This is a genomic window from Vibrio sp. Makdt (assembly GCF_027587015.1).
Classification (GTDB): domain Bacteria; phylum Pseudomonadota; class Gammaproteobacteria; order Enterobacterales; family Vibrionaceae; genus Vibrio; species Vibrio chagasii_B.
On the sequence record NZ_JAPPTH010000006.1, the window covers coordinates 185178 to 201493 of the forward strand.

A 16316-nucleotide genomic window follows, 5' to 3' on the forward strand; every position below is an offset into this window, starting at 1 on the left:
TTTGAAACTTTTCTCTCCTGTAAGGTTTAATACCAAGTAGCTCTAGATACAAAAAGTGACAATAAAGTTTGAAACTAAATTGATCAATAACCTTCTGTACAACAGAATTATGACAGTAAAGTTTGAAACTTTTTGAGCGTTACAAGAGACAGTCCTTTCTAATCATTTAGTGGTTGGTCAACCCGAGTCTCGCTTAACAAACTTTTGGATAAAGCGGAATGATGGGGGCTCGTTGCAGTTAGTGTAAGTGCTGCTTTTAATTAACTTAACAACCACCTACTAAAGTAGGTGGGTTAGTATTGCGGACTGAAAGTCCGGATACGGGTCAAAGACCCGTTGTTAGTCGTTTTCAGTTCGAAAGTTATCTTCGACCTTCGGCTCAAAATGATGCTCTAGATATTCTTCGATCATTGTTTCACTTGGATCCGTTCGGTGGCTAATACCAAAAGATGCACGTGATCTTTGCTGACCCCTTTGAGTATGTCGATTTCAAACATTTGACATACTTGCCTGATTAGCTCTCGTGCTTTCAATCCAACTTCAACTATGTGCAAAGCTGTAAAGTATCATAGCTAAAGCTGACCGACTAAAGTCGGTGGTTTTAACCTTCTAGGAGACTAATAAAAGAGCTCCTCTCTTACCTCAAGAGCCCAAAATGCTTAATCGACTTTTAGTACTTATTGTACAGCTTCATGTGACCTGTCTTGTCAAAAGACACCACATTAAAGCCGTTATACTCTTGCCCTGGTCGTGCCATTCCCGGCGAATGCTGCGGCATACCAGGAGCGGCAATTCCTGAAATATTTTCAGGTTTCTCCTCAAGCAAACGTTTGATATCAGACTCAGGAACATGCCCTTCAATCATATAGCCATCAATGACAGCTGTATGGCAGGACATCAGTTGATTAGGCATACCAAACTCTTGTTTGACATCACTCCAATCACGAGCATGGTTAACATTCACTTCATAGCCTTTCTTCTCCATAATTGCAGCCCATTCCTTGCAGCAACCACAAGTAGGCGATTTATAAAGCTCAATAACAGGCTTAGCAAAGACGTTAAAACTCAAAATCAAAGATGAAAGTGCAATAAGTCTCAATTTTTTACTCATAAAGTTACCTAACTAAAATCTATTTTACGTTAATACTGACGGCTTCATCGCCATAACTCAGCTCATATACTCCCTTTTCAGGAAGCCACTCAAAGTACTGAGTTTCATACGGCTCTACACGCAGTGTTAAATGTTTACCAGCCAAAGGGGAGAGATCAATTGACATCGACTCAAACGTTTTATTTAGTACCACCAACTGACTCTTCTCACCGCTATCTATAGAGACTGAAAGCAGCGCCCCTTTGGTGCCTTCATACATCCAATCCACTAATTGAAACGCTCCAAGATACTCCATGTAATCTGCTAGGTTTATCTTATCCTGTTCACTTAGTGCATCGCCTAAAAGCTTCATTGTTTGTTCATACTCTAGGCTATATTTCAGATCATTTAAGGAGCGACCTCTGATGTTCCCACCAACGTTACCTCCCCCTTGACCGTATAGCCCATGACACGCAATACATCCATATCCACCTACAGTACGAAAAGTGGACTCACCGGCAGAAATTGAGCCTTCCGAAGCATAGGTATGCAAGCTCACACTAAACATACCCGCTAGCATGAATGAGCGCTTTAACATCATTAAACTCCTTTATAGCGCCTATAAACTCACTTTTTTAATCATGCCTGCTTCTGCATGCCCTGGAATATTGCATGCAAATTCAACCTTGCTATCCCCGTGGAAGTGCCAAAACAACTGCTTAGCTTTACCCGGTTTTACTGTAACTGCATTCCCAGAATCATGCATATGATGAGGCATTTTCTTCATCATTTCTCGATGTTCAAGTTGCTCTTTCGCTGAACCAATAGTGAACTCGTGATCAATCTTGCCAGCATTCATAACCACAAATTGAACTACATCATTCGGTTCAATTTGTACTTCTTTTTTGAACTTGATTGTCATGTCATCTGCCAACACAACATGGACCACTTTATCTGGCTTTGCACCTGTTGCTGGCATACCAACATCCAACATTCCCTCCATATTCATCATAGAGTGATCCATTTTTGAATGGTCCATATCTCCATTATTCATATTACTGTGGTCCATGCTCTCACGGTTCATAGAACCGTGGTCCATCTTTGAATGATCCATCTCTGCCATAGCTGACGCTGCTGTCATTGAAAGTAATACGGCTAGTAGTGTCTTTTTCATGGTTATATTCCTTACTATTTCATTAATAAGTTTACGGGCTAAGTTCGTTCTTAGCCCGAATGTGTGTTTAGTCGTGTTTCAGTTCGCGTGTTTTCCAAAGCTTGAAAATCGCTGGAAGAACAAGAAGTGTGAGTAACAGAGCTGAGGCCATGCCACCAATCATCGGTGCTGCGATACGCTGCATTACCTCAGAGCCAGTGCCCTCACCGTACATGATTGGGATAAGACCGATGATCACCGTAAGTACCGTCATCATTACCGGACGAACACGTAATCCAGCTCCCTCTCGAATCGAGCTACTCAAATCATCTACATTCAGTGATTTGCTCTGTTCTTGTGCATCCAGTTTGGTGTAGTGCCATGCTTGGTTGAGATACACCAACATGATGACCCCGATCTCGACGGCAACCCCAGCCAAAGCAATAAAGCCAACGCCCACCGCGATAGAGAAATTGTAGCCAAGGTAATACATCAACCACAGCCCCCCAACCATGGCTAACGGTAGAGTTAGCATGATGATCATCACTTCACCAATACGGCGGAAACTCAAGTAAAGCAAAAGCATAATGATGGCAATCGTAATAGGCACCACGACAACTAAGCGCTCTTTCGCTCGCTCCATGTACTCATATTGGCCTGACCAAGCAAGTGAATAGCCAGCTGGCATATCAAGTTGTTTTGCAACCGCCTGCTTTGCCTCTTCAACGTAAGAGCCTAAGTCTCTGCCATCAATATCAACAAACACCCAACCATTTGGACGAGCATTCTCTGTTTTAATCATTGGTGGACCATCTTCATAGCGAATATCGGCAACATCAACTAAAGCAATTCTAGCGCCACTTGGGGTAACCAATGGTAATTGCTGTAGCTTAACGACTGAATCACGATAGCCTTGAGGGTAGCGAACATTAATTGGGTAACGCTCGAGGCCTTCAATCGTTTCACCAATGTTCATGCCACCTACTGCGGTAGAAACAACTTGTTGGATCTCCTTAATGCTAAGAGCGTAGCGAGCTGCAGCTTTGCGATTGATATCAATAGTCACATAGCGACCACCAGCAACACGCTCTGCATATACAGATGCAGTGCCTGTAATGTTGTTTAGGATAGGTTCAAGTTGAGCACCTATTTTCTCAATTTCAGCTAAATCACTTCCAGCTATTTTTATTCCAATTGGAGTTTTGATACCGGTTGCCAACATATCGATGCGCGTCTTTATAGGCATCACCCATGCGTTAGTTAAACCAGGAAATTGAATCAAGTCATCAAACTCTTTTCGTAGTGACTCAGTTGTCACGCCCTCACGCCACTGATCACGCGGTTTAAGCTGAATAACGGTTTCAATCATAGTTAAGGGAGCAGGGTCTGTCGCAGTGTCAGCACGACCGACTTTACCCCATGTTGTCTGTACTTCGGGTACCGTCTTAATTAGCTTGTTTGTCTGCTGAAGCAACTCTCGCGCTTTACCAATAGAAATACCTGGATAGGTGGTTGGCATATACATCAAGTCACCCTCATCAAGAGGAGGAATGAACTCACTACCGAGCTTCATTGTTGGATAATAAGCAGACCCCATAAGAGCAATAGCCAATACAATCATGCTTTTCGGGTGCTTGAGACTAATATTCAGTAAGGGCTTGTAAAGGGCAATTAGACCTTTATTAATAGGGTTCTTGTTCTCTGGTAATATTTTACCGCGAACAAGATATCCCATGAGCACCGGCACTAACGTAATAGCAAGGCCGGCTGCTGCCGCCATTGCATAAGTTTTAGTAAAGGCGAGTGGCGAGAACATCTTGCCTTCTTGACCTTCCAATGCGAATACAGGAACAAAACTTAGCGTGATGATCAGTAGCGAGAAGAACAGCGGTGCACCAACCTCTTGCGCCGCATCACCAATCACTTGCCATCGGTTTTTGTCAGTCAATGGAGTCCGTTCAATGTGCTTATGTACGTTTTCTATCATAACGATAGCACCGTCTACCATTGCACCTATCGCGATTGCAATCCCTCCTAGCGACATGATATTGGCGTTGATACCTTGCCAATGCATGACAATAAAGGCTCCTAAAATACCGACAGGGAGACTCAATGCGATAACGAGCGAAGACCGAATATGGAATAGGAACAACGCACATACAATAGCGACAACAATGAACTCTTCTGCAAGCTTTTTCCAAAGGTTCTCAACCGCTGCATTGATTAACGTAGAACGATCGTAAGTAGCCACTATCTCAACACCATCAGGCAAGCTACCCTGAAGCTCGTTTAGCTTATCCTTAACATTATTGATCACTTCGCTCGCGTTTTCTCCAAAACGCATGACAATTACGCCACCTACGGCTTCGCCCTCTCCATTTAATTCAGAGATTCCTCGTCTCATCTGTGGTCCGAGGTCAATATCAGCAACGTCACCTAATAATAGGGGGGTTCCTTTTTTGCTTACCTTGAGTGGAAGCGCTTTAATGTCATCAATACTAGACAAGTAACCAGTGGTTCGAACCATGTGCTCAGCTTCAGCAACTTCTACTACAGACGCGCCACTTTCTTGGTTACCATTTTGAATAGCCATATTGACTTGTTGTAAGGTAAGGTCATATGCGCGTAATTTAGCTGGATCAATTTGTACTTGGTACTGTTTAACCATACCGCCAACAGTTGCAACCTCAGACACCCCATCAACAGTTTGCAGCTCATATTTCAAGAACCAATCTTGTAAGCTACGCAGTTCAGCAAGGTCATGCTTTCCAGTTTTATCTTGCAATACATAATTATAAATCCAGCCCACACCTGTCGCATCTGGACCAAGGGTTGGCTTAGCGCTTGGGGGAAGGTTTGGCGCAACTTGACTTAAATATTCAAGCACTCGCGAACGTGCCCAATACATGTCTGTTTTGTCATTGAAGATGATATACACATAGGAATCACCAAAGAACGAATATCCACGAACAGTTTCAGCGCCAGGAACCGCAAGCATCGCCGTTGTCAGAGGATACGTAACTTGGTCTTCCACCACTTGGGGTGCCTGACCCGGGTAACTTGTTTTTATGATAACTTGTACGTCTGATAAATCAGGTAAGGCATCTACAGGAGTGTTTTTTACGCTATAAAGCCCACCAAATACGAGGGCAAAAGTGGCTACCAACACTAAGAAGCGATTGTTGATAGACCAGCGAATAATGGCACCTATCATTACTTATCCTCACTTTTAACTAACTCTTTGAGAAGATAATCGGATCCTTGTTTCTCAACTAGAAACCGAACTTTGTCACCCTCCTGAAAACCTGAGAGTTCAAAGTCACCACCGACTGAAAAGTTGAGCTCACCTGCATCCCAGGACCAATCAGCCACAGGGGCATGATTTAGTGTCACCATACCAAAGTCCGCCATTAACATAGAGACATCACCGTCTATCCATACTTCTGTATTTATGCTCAGCTCACTTACTTTGTAATCAACGATTTCATATTGACCCGATTCAGATTTTTGCATTTCAAAATCAATCGTTTGACCTTTTGAAAGTTGGTCCATTTCAACGTTCTCTGATACCATAAAATTCATGGTCATTCTTGGCCAGTCCCACTCAGGAACAGGTTTATGATTAATAGTTAGCATTCTATGCCCAGCCATTACGTCTGTAATTTCGCCGGTTGCCCACGCCGTTTCAGCAGTTGGCTCAACACCATTGATTCTGGATAGATCGGCAGACTGACTTGATTCAGAGTCCAACATGAAGTGCGCGGACGTAACAACACGATCTCCTCGTTGCATTCCCTTTATGACCTCAATCTTGTCAGCGGACTCACGACCAACTTCAATTCTGGCAGAGCGATATTTTCCATCTCCCTCAGCCAGAACCACGCGAGTCATACCGCCAGAGCGGATGACTGAGGAACGTGGAATGGTTAACACTTCATCACTTGATACCGGTTTTAGCGCGACGTTAGCGAACATATTCGGCTTAAGTTCACCTTGTGGGTTATCGAATCGAAGGCGGACACGCAATGTACGCGTGCTAGGGTCAAGAATGGGATAGACATAATCCACTTCACCATTCCATTCTCCACCTGGTAAGGCATCCAATGTCATCGATGCTTGACTGCCTTGTTTAATCCAATGGGATTGACGTTCAAAGACTTCTGCATCTACCCATACTTGATTCAAAGGACCTGCGCTGATCACCGCTTGAGCTGGAGAAAGGTAGCCACCTTCACGAATATTGAGGCTTGCAATAACGCCGTCTGCCGGTGCTTTAATTTCAATGGTTTGTGACGCTTTACCTCGACGGGCGATGGATTTAATTTGATTGCGGTCAACCCCCAAAGTGATCAAACGATCGGTAGCACCTTGTATCATTCCTTTACGTTGGGTCTTATAGGCACTGATCAGTTCTTCTTGTGCTTTTACAAGCTCTGGGGAATACAGAGTGAACAGCGTGTCACCTTGATTCACTTTTTCACCAACGGCATTGATATAAAGCTTTTCAACCCAACCCGATACTCGAACATTGGTCTGCCAAAGTTGACTCTCATCAAAGGCGACATAACCGACAGTTTCGATGCGTGGTGCTAGGACCTCTTGCTTTACGGTATCTGTTTTTACACCGAGGTTATTTTCAACCGCAGGATCGATTTTTACTGTTCCAGGCTTGTCGTTACTACCATTGAGGTCATCAGCATACACAGGAATAAGATCCATCCCCATAGGCGACTTTCCCGGTTTATCTCGCTGATAGTTTGGGTCCATCGGTGCGACCCAATACAGTGGTTCATCACTTGATTTAGACTCAGAAACTGTCATTCCAACCATGTTATAGTTCATGCCTGAAAGGTAAATATTCGCTCCATAACCCAATGCGCTGCCGATTAGTAACGCTAGGCTTGCAACTTTAAATGTACTCATCTTGATTCCTTTATTATTGTTCTTTGTACTGAGTGTTTGGCGCAGAAACTTGATATTCGAAACCACCAAGTAACATGGATAACTTGCTATTGACCTGGTTCATATCGGTTATTAGGCGAGCAAGCTCCATTTGAAGAGCCAATTCATCGGTTGATGCAGTAATGACATCACCAAACTGAGCAGTATTGTTCTGATAACCGCGCTCTATCGCTTCAATGCGGGCTTTGGACTGAGGTAATAAGCGCTCTTGGTAGCGCTGAATGCGTTCAATGAGATTCATTCTGTCCGTCATTAATGCGTTTACTTGGGCGTTCATTTGAGCGAGCAGCGTATCTTTTTGATATTGCGCTGCGCCCACTTGGTATTGAGCGGCCGCTACATTTTTATCTTGGCGGTTATCAGTGAACAAAGGGATATCCATAGTAAGATAGGCACTCAGCAAATCTGAAGCTGGTTCACCTTTCATGTTGTCAGATTGACGGTAGGCATACATCACTTCGACACCAAATTGTGGTGTATAAGATTGTTCAGCAACCTCAACTTGGGTGCGATTAGCAGAAATGTTGGCGTCAGCCATTTGCGCCATAGGATGTTGGTTAAGCAGTGAGTAGTACTGAGTGTTGCTGGTTTGCTGCTCTAAAAGCGTATTCAAACGCGGCCAGTCTAATTGATAGCCTGCCTGATTCGAATCAATGGAACGATGATTTAACCACTCTGAGCCTAGCCATTCTGATAACTGAGCTACGGCTCGATTTTGCATTTGTTGATTCGATTGCAGCTTTTCGTCGAGCTTATTGACTTGAAGTTGGGTGTTAAGCAGATCTTGCGCTTCGCTCTTACCAATTGAGTAATTGGTTTGAATATACTGCTCCATCTCTACCATGAGACGTTGATTAGATTCAATCAACGTTTCTGCGTATTGAAGGTAGCCCAGCTCCAACCATAGTTGAGTAATACTATTCGCCACTTCACGTTCACGAACTTGAACCTGATACGCCATACCATCGGCCTGTTGATTCGCTTTACGTTGGTTAAGATCTAACGTTGCACCTCGTTCAAACTGTTGCATTAATCCAACAGAAATGTTCGTCATAGGATCTTCGTCAAACTTAAATGAATCCACAGGTAAACCGCCAAAGCCCACCTTAAGTTTTGGATCCATGAGAGTCGAGCTTGCAACGCCCGTTTCACGCATCGCCTGTGACTGCGCAGCATATTGAGAGCGACTCGTATCATTTGCTAGAGCCGCTTCAATTAGGGCGTTCAACTGCTGCGTCGAAGCCGCGATAGTTTGTGGAGTCGCGTTCGACCCCGCATGTGACAGGGCAGGCATTGCATAAAGTGCAATTGCAACCCCAAGACTCAGGGATTTAAATGCCCTGAAGCCGTTTAATTCAATACTCATTGTTGTTTATCCACGATAAAACGATATGGACATACCTCAACCTCTGCCTTCCAGCAGAAAGAATTGAGAGCTAAATAGTTATGATTGTTGAATTAAACAGAGGGTGGACGCAGTAAGCTCTGAATACGAGTTACTGTAACGCCTATTTTGATTGGGTGACGCAGGGCTAAATCAGATTCAGATGTACTGATTAAGCGAGAAGATGAGAGTGGGAAAAATACGCTAGTACACACGCTTTTACAGCAGTCACCACCAGAGGTAGATGAGCTACCGCAATGAATAGAACTATCGCTCTTTGTCATCTCCATCGATGGGCAGCCTATCATCGCATGATGGCTTGCTGTAGTCTCAGACATTTCCATCGAGTCATGATTAGAAGGTTGAACTGAAGAGGTCGATATTGGACTCATATCCATCATTGGCATACTTGAGACGTAGCTCGACATCAACATCGCTAAGATGCTGATAATCAAAATACTTGTTTGTCTCAAAGAGTTTGTCATGTGGTACCTTTTCACTTTGCATTCATAATACAGTATCAGAACTGATGGGCAATAGTGATATTTAAAACTTGTTAGAACTAAAGGTTATTGAAAATAAAGACGAACTCACTTCGCTCATCCTTCGCATTAACTAAGATATCCCCATTGTGTGCTTTCATAATAGCCTTAGCTATAGGAAGCCCTAATCCAGCACCAACACTTCCGTTATGGACACGCGATTTATCGGAGCGATAGAACCGATCAAATATATAGGGCAAAGAGCTCAAAGGAATAGGCTCACCAACATTGCTGATTGTCACTTTGTTGCTCATTTCTGATTCGGAGATTACTACCGATATATCCGTATTATGAAAGCAGTGCCTCAACGCATTAGACAACACATTACCAAATGCTCGTTGAAGCATATCTTTGTCACCGAACAGAGTCGACGAACCATCTAGGGTAAATCGAACGTTTTTCTCTTCCGCCAACACCTCATAGTACTCAAGTAAGGGCGTGATAACCTCTTTCAACTCAAGCTCTGATTCGGTCTTATACAGAAGTTTGTTCTCTGATTTAGCTAGGTACAGCGTATCCGAAATGGTCTTATTGAATCGTTCTAGTTCTTCGATATTCGATACTAAAATATCTTGGTACTCTTCAATGGAGCGCTCTGTACCAAGTGCCACTTGAGTCTGAGTCATGATATTGTTCAACGGTGTTCTTAACTCATGAGCAATATCGGATGAAAACTCACTCAACCTGAGGTAGCCTTCTTGCAGCCTCTCTAACATTTCATTTTGAGAAATAACTAAGCTGCTTAACTCCTTTGGAAGTGAGTCACTTGGTATACGCATACTGAGGTTGCTCGTGTTCACTTGCGCGATATACTCTTTTAACTGTTTCAATGGCTGTAATCCATTTCTAACAATAATTAATGCGTAAGCACCTGACAAACTCAGTGTCAAAACTAATGTCCAAAATAGAATAGTATTTAGCTTGTCGAAAAACACCTTATGGTGAGTTACATCCATTGCCAGAACAATCTCACCACCTTTTATCTCAGGGTAATCAAACTTAAAAGCATGAAAACGGTTATTGCCTACACTCCATTCATATGAGGATCTGCCTATCAGCTCAGATGGAAAATCAATAGTCTCATTATTTGTTTTCACCACCTGTTTGTTGTTTAAGATCCAAGCTGAAATAGCCCAAGAATGGAACAAGTCTAAATCACGCTCAACAGTGCCTGTCAAAGGGCGGAGTTTTGTTTCTAGGTGCCTATAGTCCTGCTCATTAAAGTGGTTCTTGATAGCGTATTGGATCGTTAAAGCAAACACGACTAAAATCACAAAAGAGGCTGTGACAAACATAAACACCAGTTTGCGTGCGATTGATTGATTTAGTAATTTTTTCATTCTACGGCGTCATCAAGCTTATACCCCATACCTCGTACGGTCTGGATAAGTTTTTTCTGATAGGGCTTGTCGATTTTCGACCTCAATCTTTTCACTGCTGCATCAATAACATTCGTATCACTATCAAAGTTCATATCCCAAACAGCGGAGGCTATCTGAGTACGAGTGACAACTTGACCTTTCTTTGCAAATAGATACTCCAACAAAGAAAATTCTTTAGCTGTCAGAGGGATTGTGTCATTGTTGCGAGTCGCCTTTCGTTTAAGCAAGTCGAGGCTCAAATCAGCAATACATAGAACAGACTCAGTTTTAACTGTGGTAGTTTTATGACGCAATGCATTTTTGACTCTAGCAAGTAACTCGACAAAGGCAAACGGCTTGACAAGGTAATCATTCGCTCCCAACTCAAGCCCTTTCACTCTATCTTCCACCTGATCTTTAGCGGATAGAATAATGACAGGTGTAAAAATTTCACTGCTGCGAAGCGTCTGCAATAGCTGCCACCCATTCAGCTTTGGTAGCATAATGTCTAAGACTATCAGATCATAATCATTGGTAGTAGCTAAGTACAAAGCATCAACACCGTCGGCAGATAGATCTACAGTGTAGCCTGATTCAATTAAGCCCTTTTTAAGATAAGCTCCCGCTTTCTCTTCATCTTCTACAACGAGTAACTTCATATAAGAAAAATGCCTTGATTTCCTTGGATGTTATACATCGAGCTTGTGATTATATGATGGATTAGAAATTTGATTTTTCGTATTATTATCAAATAACAACACGTTTTCTATAATAGATGTCATTCCATTCCCTTCTTGTGACACACATAAAGTATCCAGTAAAGTACCGACCAAGTTCTGAGTATGGTTATGACCAATGAAAATATCGAGTTGGTAATGTGTGTTTAAAGCATGGGTATCAATTAGGTTCGCATGACTTCCACGCCCTTGTACTTGATAAATCGTGAAGCTTCGCACTCCTTCCTCTGCGAGGACCGATTCTATATCTTCAAGCTTTTGTTCCTGAAATATTACCGAAACTTTATCAATCATAGCTGCTCCTTAGCCCTTAGAACAAGTTAAGGTTCTAAGGGCTCTGCTGAGTTTAGTTGTTGCCATCTCGTTCTTTATAATGGACATAAAGATGTACTTTCGCTACATATTCTAGCTGACCTTGAGTATTCAATCTTTCTTGAACAGTTACATACCCTCCATCTTCTAGGTGAGTCTTATCTCGACCAATACCATAACTTCTTATAAGGACTAGAGCTGCATTTAAGTCTCGCCCGCTCATACCCTCAAACTCTAACAGTTTTTCTGCCCCTAACGTGTATGCTTCTTGTTTAGAGCCCACTGCATCAGTAGATACCGTTTTATGATCTACTCGACTAATGTAATTGCCACCGGTATACAACGGCTGAGCAATTGCAGCGGCGCTAGTCAGCAAAATAGAGCTAGTTAATAGCATTTTGTTTAATAAGTTCATTTACTTTTCCTTTTCTGTTTTGATGAACTCAGTTTAGCTAAATTATTGTGACGATTTCCGGCACTCAAATATGACATTTTTGTCATATTGAGATTTAGGTGGTAGGTAATCAAAAAACTTTTCACCACAACAAAATCAAGCAACCCTATAAGCAGCCTTGTTGTAATTGCGATGAATCCTGTGGCAATAAACGATAAAGAGCCGCCCAGTTAGCTGAGGCGGCTCTTTTTTACTAGAAAAAGTAAAGGGGATCTCTTTTTCTGATTACGAGTATTTCATTGGTTCAGCTACTCATCATTTTTTTGCACTCTTCTGGCATGTCTTCCATGTTCATGCTTTGCATCATTTGCATGTGTTCCATCATCCTATCGTGATCCTTCATCTTATCCGCGTGAGATTGCTTAACATGCACTTTCTCATTTTGCGCGACATTGTGATGTCGATGCTGATCATCGATGGAACTTGTTGCTAACACCGGCATCGCAACTAGACCACTAAATAACACTGATACATATAACTTTTTCATAACATCACCTAACCCTTACTTATGCTTTGAACTGTTGATTGTTTTCAATTTTTTCCACCGATTGCTCGTTGGCTTCGGAGTCTTTCTTTTCACTTGGCATCATCATCTTCATCATTAAACCATGCATAGCTAAACAGATGATTAATGGAACAATCGCACTACTAAGGTATGCCCAACTAAATATCTCTTGGCTAGAAGAGAGAATAAATAATGGAATACCCACCATTAATAACGCGCATAGAACCATCATCCATCCATGACCTTTATGATGACCATTCTTGTGACAATCTGATTTTTTGCTTTTCATTCTCTTGCTCTCCAAAATAACTTTAACTCGTTTAACTGAGACTCAGTTTATCGCAACGCTTAGATCAGGAGTGGGGAGGGGTTCATGACAATTTTGTCACCTTAGCCGTTTTTCTTACCCCAAAACCACCAGACTATAAACACGATTGCTGTAAGACCTAATATATTGACTAACATAGTATTACTCCTCATTGGTTGTAGAGGCTGAAGCTGGTGTATAAAAGCGCAAGCGATTAGCATTGGTTACAACAGTAACAGAGGACAGTGACATCGCAGCCCCAGCGATGATCGGACTTAATAGCCAACCCGTGAACGGAAACAGAAGCCCTGCTGCCACAGGAATACCCAAGCTGTTATAGATAAACGCCCCCCACAAGTTCTGCTTAATGTTTTTCATTGTGGCAGTACTGATCCCAATCACATCTGAGATACCGTGGAGTGAGCTGCGCATCAAGGTAATATCGGCACTTTCAATCGCGACATCCGTACCACTGCCAATAGCAAAACCAACGTCTGATTGAGCAAGTGCTGGCGCATCATTGATACCATCACCGACCATGCCGACAACATGCCCTTTCGCTTGCAACTGTTTAATCCAGTCAAGCTTATCCTCAGGCATCAATTCCGCATGATATTCATCAACATTCGCGAGTGATGCCACCGCCTTCGCTGTATTGTGGTTATCCCCCGTTAGCATCACGACATGAATGCCTTGCTGATGAAAACGATTTATCGCACTTCGAGCATCATCTCGAATCGGGTCACTGATACCGAACAGCGCTTGCACTTGAGCGCCTATCGCAAAATACACCACTGTGGTGGCTTCTTGCTCCCACTGCAATGCATGCTCTGTAACCAATTCAACATTGACGTTAAACTGTTTCATCAGCTTGCGATTGCCAAGCAACACGCGTTGACCCGCATACTGAGCCTGAACACCAAGTCCGGTTAATGACTCGAAATCTGACACTTCTGGTAAGCGCGCTTCATCACGCACCTCACTTTGAGTAAATGCGATTAACGCTTTAGCTAGCGGATGGTTAGATCCTTTCTCCAAAGCATTGACCAGAGGCAGAAACTCTGAATCATCTGACAACGAGACAAAATTTGTTACTTCAGGTTTACCTTGAGTAATCGTACCGGTTTTATCCAGTACGACGACATCCAACTCACTGGCTCTTTGTAACGCTTCTCCATTTCGGATTAGCCCGCCAAACTCGGCTGCCTTACCGACACCGATCATAGTAGAAATCGGCGTTGCTAGACCAAGTGCACAAGGGCATGCGATGATCAACACCGAGGTAGCTGCCACTATCATATAGACTAAGGAAGGTTGAGGGCCAAAGTTATACCAAACCAGCGCTGTCAGAATCGATAGAATCATCACGGTTGGTACAAACACTGAAGACACTTTATCGGCTAGATGGCTGATTGGTGGCTTTGAGTTTTGCGCGTTCGACACCATGCTGATGATCTGAGCAAGAACGGTATCACTGCCCACTTTCTGCGCCTCAAAAACGAAACTTCCGTGGTCATTAATCGTCCCGGCAGACACTGAGCTGCCCACTTGTTTAACAACAGGAATTGGCTCTCCAGTGAGCATAGACTCATCAATCGTTGTCTCGCCCTCTGTAATCACACCATCAACCGGGACTTTTTCACCGGCTCTAACCCGAATCAAGTCGCCTGTGATAACTTGTTCAATCGATAAAGACATCTCCTTGCCGTCACGAATCACCATGGCAGTTTTGACTCTCAAATCAAGCAAACGCTTGATAGCCTGCGAAGTTCTGCCTCGAGCCTTTAACTCAAGCGCCTGTCCTAAATTGATTAAACCAATGATCATGGCTGTAGCTTCAAAGTAGAGGTGCCTTGCACTTTCCGGAAGCCACTGCGGCCCGACAACGACCACCATTGAATAGAGCCAAGCGGTACCCGTTCCCAGCGCTATTAATGTGTCCATGTTCGCATTACGGTTCAGAAAGGCCTTCCAAGCTCCAGTAAAAAAGTGCTTGCCCGCACGGACTAAAATGAAAAATGTCACTAAACCTAAGGCCAACCATAGTAACTGCTCAGATTGCGTATTGACATTCATTGGTCCGCCGAACAGACCGTACACCATCAACGGTACTCCGAGACCAAGACCAATAACGCTTTGTTTTACTTTAAAGCGATACTCCTCAGATTCACGCTCTTCTTTGAGGTCATTTGCTAACGCCTGATCGACAATTTCTTCTGCGTCATATCCTGCGCCTTGTATCGCCTCAATTAGTACGCTGGCAGGCTGACTTGAAACCACGGTCGCCGTTCGATTCGCAAAGTTCACGTCAACAGAGTCGACACCTGACACCGATATAAGAGCACCTTCAATCGTGTTAACACAACTTGCGCAAGTGACACCGATTAATGACAGCTCGATACTGACATCCAACGCCTGTGTTGTTTTCACTTTGTTCGATTTAATTACATCCGTAGTTTGTGGTTGCGTGTCATCAGTCATATCGCTATAACCCAGTTCGACTAATACGCTTTCAATGTCATTGCCGTTCAAACTGCTATTCACAACCAATGTTTGATTTTCTAAATCAACAACCACTTGAGCAGCACCATCCAATGCACCTATCGCTTGAGTGATTTTACCCACACAGTGTTGGCAAGTAACATTAGATACTGATGTACGGTACTCTTGTTGCGTAGGTATTGAAGCCGCATAACCTAACTTTGCAAGGACTTCTATCGCGCTTTCTGGCAGCAACGTGGTTATGAGCTCTGCTCTGTTTTTCGTATCATTAATAGTGAAAGATACATCAGGGTCTCTTTCACGTAACCCATCTACAATTTTAGCGACACATCGGCCACAGTTAATGCCGGAAAGTGCTAGAGAATACTGTGTTGTGTTCATGTTAGTTTTCCTCGGGTAATACTTGATGGTGCTTCTCAGACCAGTCCTCGATTAAGCAACATAATGCGTTGCCGTTGGGCTCCATATCCGGTTTTTCATTCCACTCTGCGTAAGTTGCTTCCATCATGGCTAAATGGCGTTGTTGCTCTTCGATCTTTTGCTTGGTTTCTACGATTTTATCAGTCAGCATTTGCCTCACAGCTGGGCAAGGAGTCAGCTCTTGCTCGGAGTAATCAATGATTTCTTGAATCTGGCTAAGGCTAAAACCAATAGATCGCGCATGAGAAATGAACTTCAGGCGATTAACGGCACTTTGCTGGTACATCTTGTAGCCATTGTTGGGATCTCGCTCTGCATAAAGAAGGCCTTTTCTAGTGTAAAACCTGACTGTTTCAGCAGTCACACCTGCTGCTCTCGCAATTTCAGTTGTCAACATAATCCATGCCTCTGAAGGTTTAACGCACATGAAACTTTATTCGTTTTATGTTGCTAGCCAAAAATAAATGCGACTAAAAATATAATCACAAACAACCCAATAAACAGTTTAAGTAACAACTTAGGGTCACTGCTCCCACCGTTTGGGGCTTTGTTACAACAACTCATAACTATCTCCAATTCGTTACCAA

Annotated in this window: 15 protein-coding genes and 1 pseudogene; all 16 read right to left on the bottom strand. The window is 43.1% G+C overall.

Annotated features, from left to right (window positions below):
* Positions 1–339: 339 nt before the first annotated feature.
* Positions 340–542 (bottom strand): annotated as a pseudogene (locus OH460_RS10025) (transposase); the annotation flags it as partial.
* A 128-nt stretch (positions 543–670) separates the two neighbouring features.
* Positions 671–1111 carry a DUF411 domain-containing protein gene (locus OH460_RS10030; protein WP_237304580.1) on the bottom strand — a complete coding sequence of 147 codons (441 nt, stop codon included), beginning with the start codon at positions 1109–1111 and terminating at the stop codon, positions 671–673.
* Between the two features lie 19 nt (positions 1112–1130).
* Positions 1131–1691, bottom strand: a complete 561-nt coding sequence (locus OH460_RS10035; protein ID WP_248368445.1) for a hypothetical protein — start codon at positions 1689–1691, stop codon at positions 1131–1133.
* An 18-nt stretch (positions 1692–1709) separates the two neighbouring features.
* Positions 1710–2264: a copper-resistant cuproprotein CopI gene (gene copI / locus OH460_RS10040; protein ID WP_182287720.1), complete on the bottom strand. Its 555-nt coding sequence runs from the start codon at positions 2262–2264 to the stop codon at positions 1710–1712.
* 67 nt (positions 2265–2331) lie between these two features.
* Entirely contained in the window at positions 2332–5457 is a 3126-nt protein-coding gene (locus OH460_RS10045) for an efflux RND transporter permease subunit (protein WP_248368446.1), read from the bottom strand.
* A complete protein-coding gene (locus OH460_RS10050) occupies positions 5457–7166 on the bottom strand; it encodes an efflux RND transporter periplasmic adaptor subunit (protein ID WP_248368448.1) in 1710 nt (569 codons plus the stop codon). Before OH460_RS10050 ends, OH460_RS10045 begins: the two co-directional genes overlap by 1 nt.
* 13 nt (positions 7167–7179) lie before the next feature.
* A complete protein-coding gene (locus OH460_RS10055; RefSeq protein WP_443088681.1) occupies positions 7180–8571 on the bottom strand; it encodes a TolC family protein in 1392 nt (463 codons plus the stop codon).
* A gap of 92 nt (positions 8572–8663) precedes the next feature.
* A complete protein-coding gene (locus tag OH460_RS10060) occupies positions 8664–9074 on the bottom strand; it encodes a hypothetical protein (protein WP_250617721.1) in 411 nt (136 codons plus the stop codon).
* A gap of 77 nt (positions 9075–9151) precedes the next feature.
* Positions 9152–10471, bottom strand: coding sequence for a heavy metal sensor histidine kinase (locus tag OH460_RS10065; RefSeq protein WP_269996973.1), 1320 nt, complete (start codon positions 10469–10471; stop codon positions 9152–9154).
* Entirely contained in the window at positions 10468–11151 is a 684-nt protein-coding gene (locus OH460_RS10070; protein ID WP_269996974.1) for a heavy metal response regulator transcription factor, read from the bottom strand. The genes OH460_RS10065 and OH460_RS10070 overlap by 4 nt, the downstream gene beginning before the upstream one ends.
* A gap of 30 nt (positions 11152–11181) precedes the next feature.
* Entirely contained in the window at positions 11182–11523 is a 342-nt protein-coding gene (locus OH460_RS10075) for a P-II family nitrogen regulator (RefSeq protein ID WP_237304586.1), read from the bottom strand.
* Between the two features lie 52 nt (positions 11524–11575).
* Positions 11576–11956, bottom strand: coding sequence for a DUF3316 domain-containing protein (locus OH460_RS10080; protein ID WP_237304587.1), 381 nt, complete (start codon positions 11954–11956; stop codon positions 11576–11578).
* 283 nt (positions 11957–12239) lie between these two features.
* Complete coding sequence (locus OH460_RS10085) at positions 12240–12482, bottom strand: hypothetical protein (protein ID WP_237304588.1); 243 nt, start codon at positions 12480–12482, stop codon at positions 12240–12242.
* A 19-nt stretch (positions 12483–12501) separates the two neighbouring features.
* Positions 12502–12789 carry a hypothetical protein gene (locus OH460_RS10090; protein WP_074373098.1) on the bottom strand — a complete coding sequence of 96 codons (288 nt, stop codon included), beginning with the start codon at positions 12787–12789 and terminating at the stop codon, positions 12502–12504.
* Between the two features lie 180 nt (positions 12790–12969).
* A complete protein-coding gene (locus OH460_RS10095; RefSeq protein ID WP_077461582.1) occupies positions 12970–15690 on the bottom strand; it encodes a heavy metal translocating P-type ATPase in 2721 nt (906 codons plus the stop codon).
* Between the two features lies 1 nt (position 15691).
* Complete coding sequence (locus tag OH460_RS10100; RefSeq protein ID WP_237304589.1) at positions 15692–16126, bottom strand: MerR family transcriptional regulator; 435 nt, start codon at positions 16124–16126, stop codon at positions 15692–15694.
* Positions 16127–16316 lie beyond the last annotated feature (190 nt).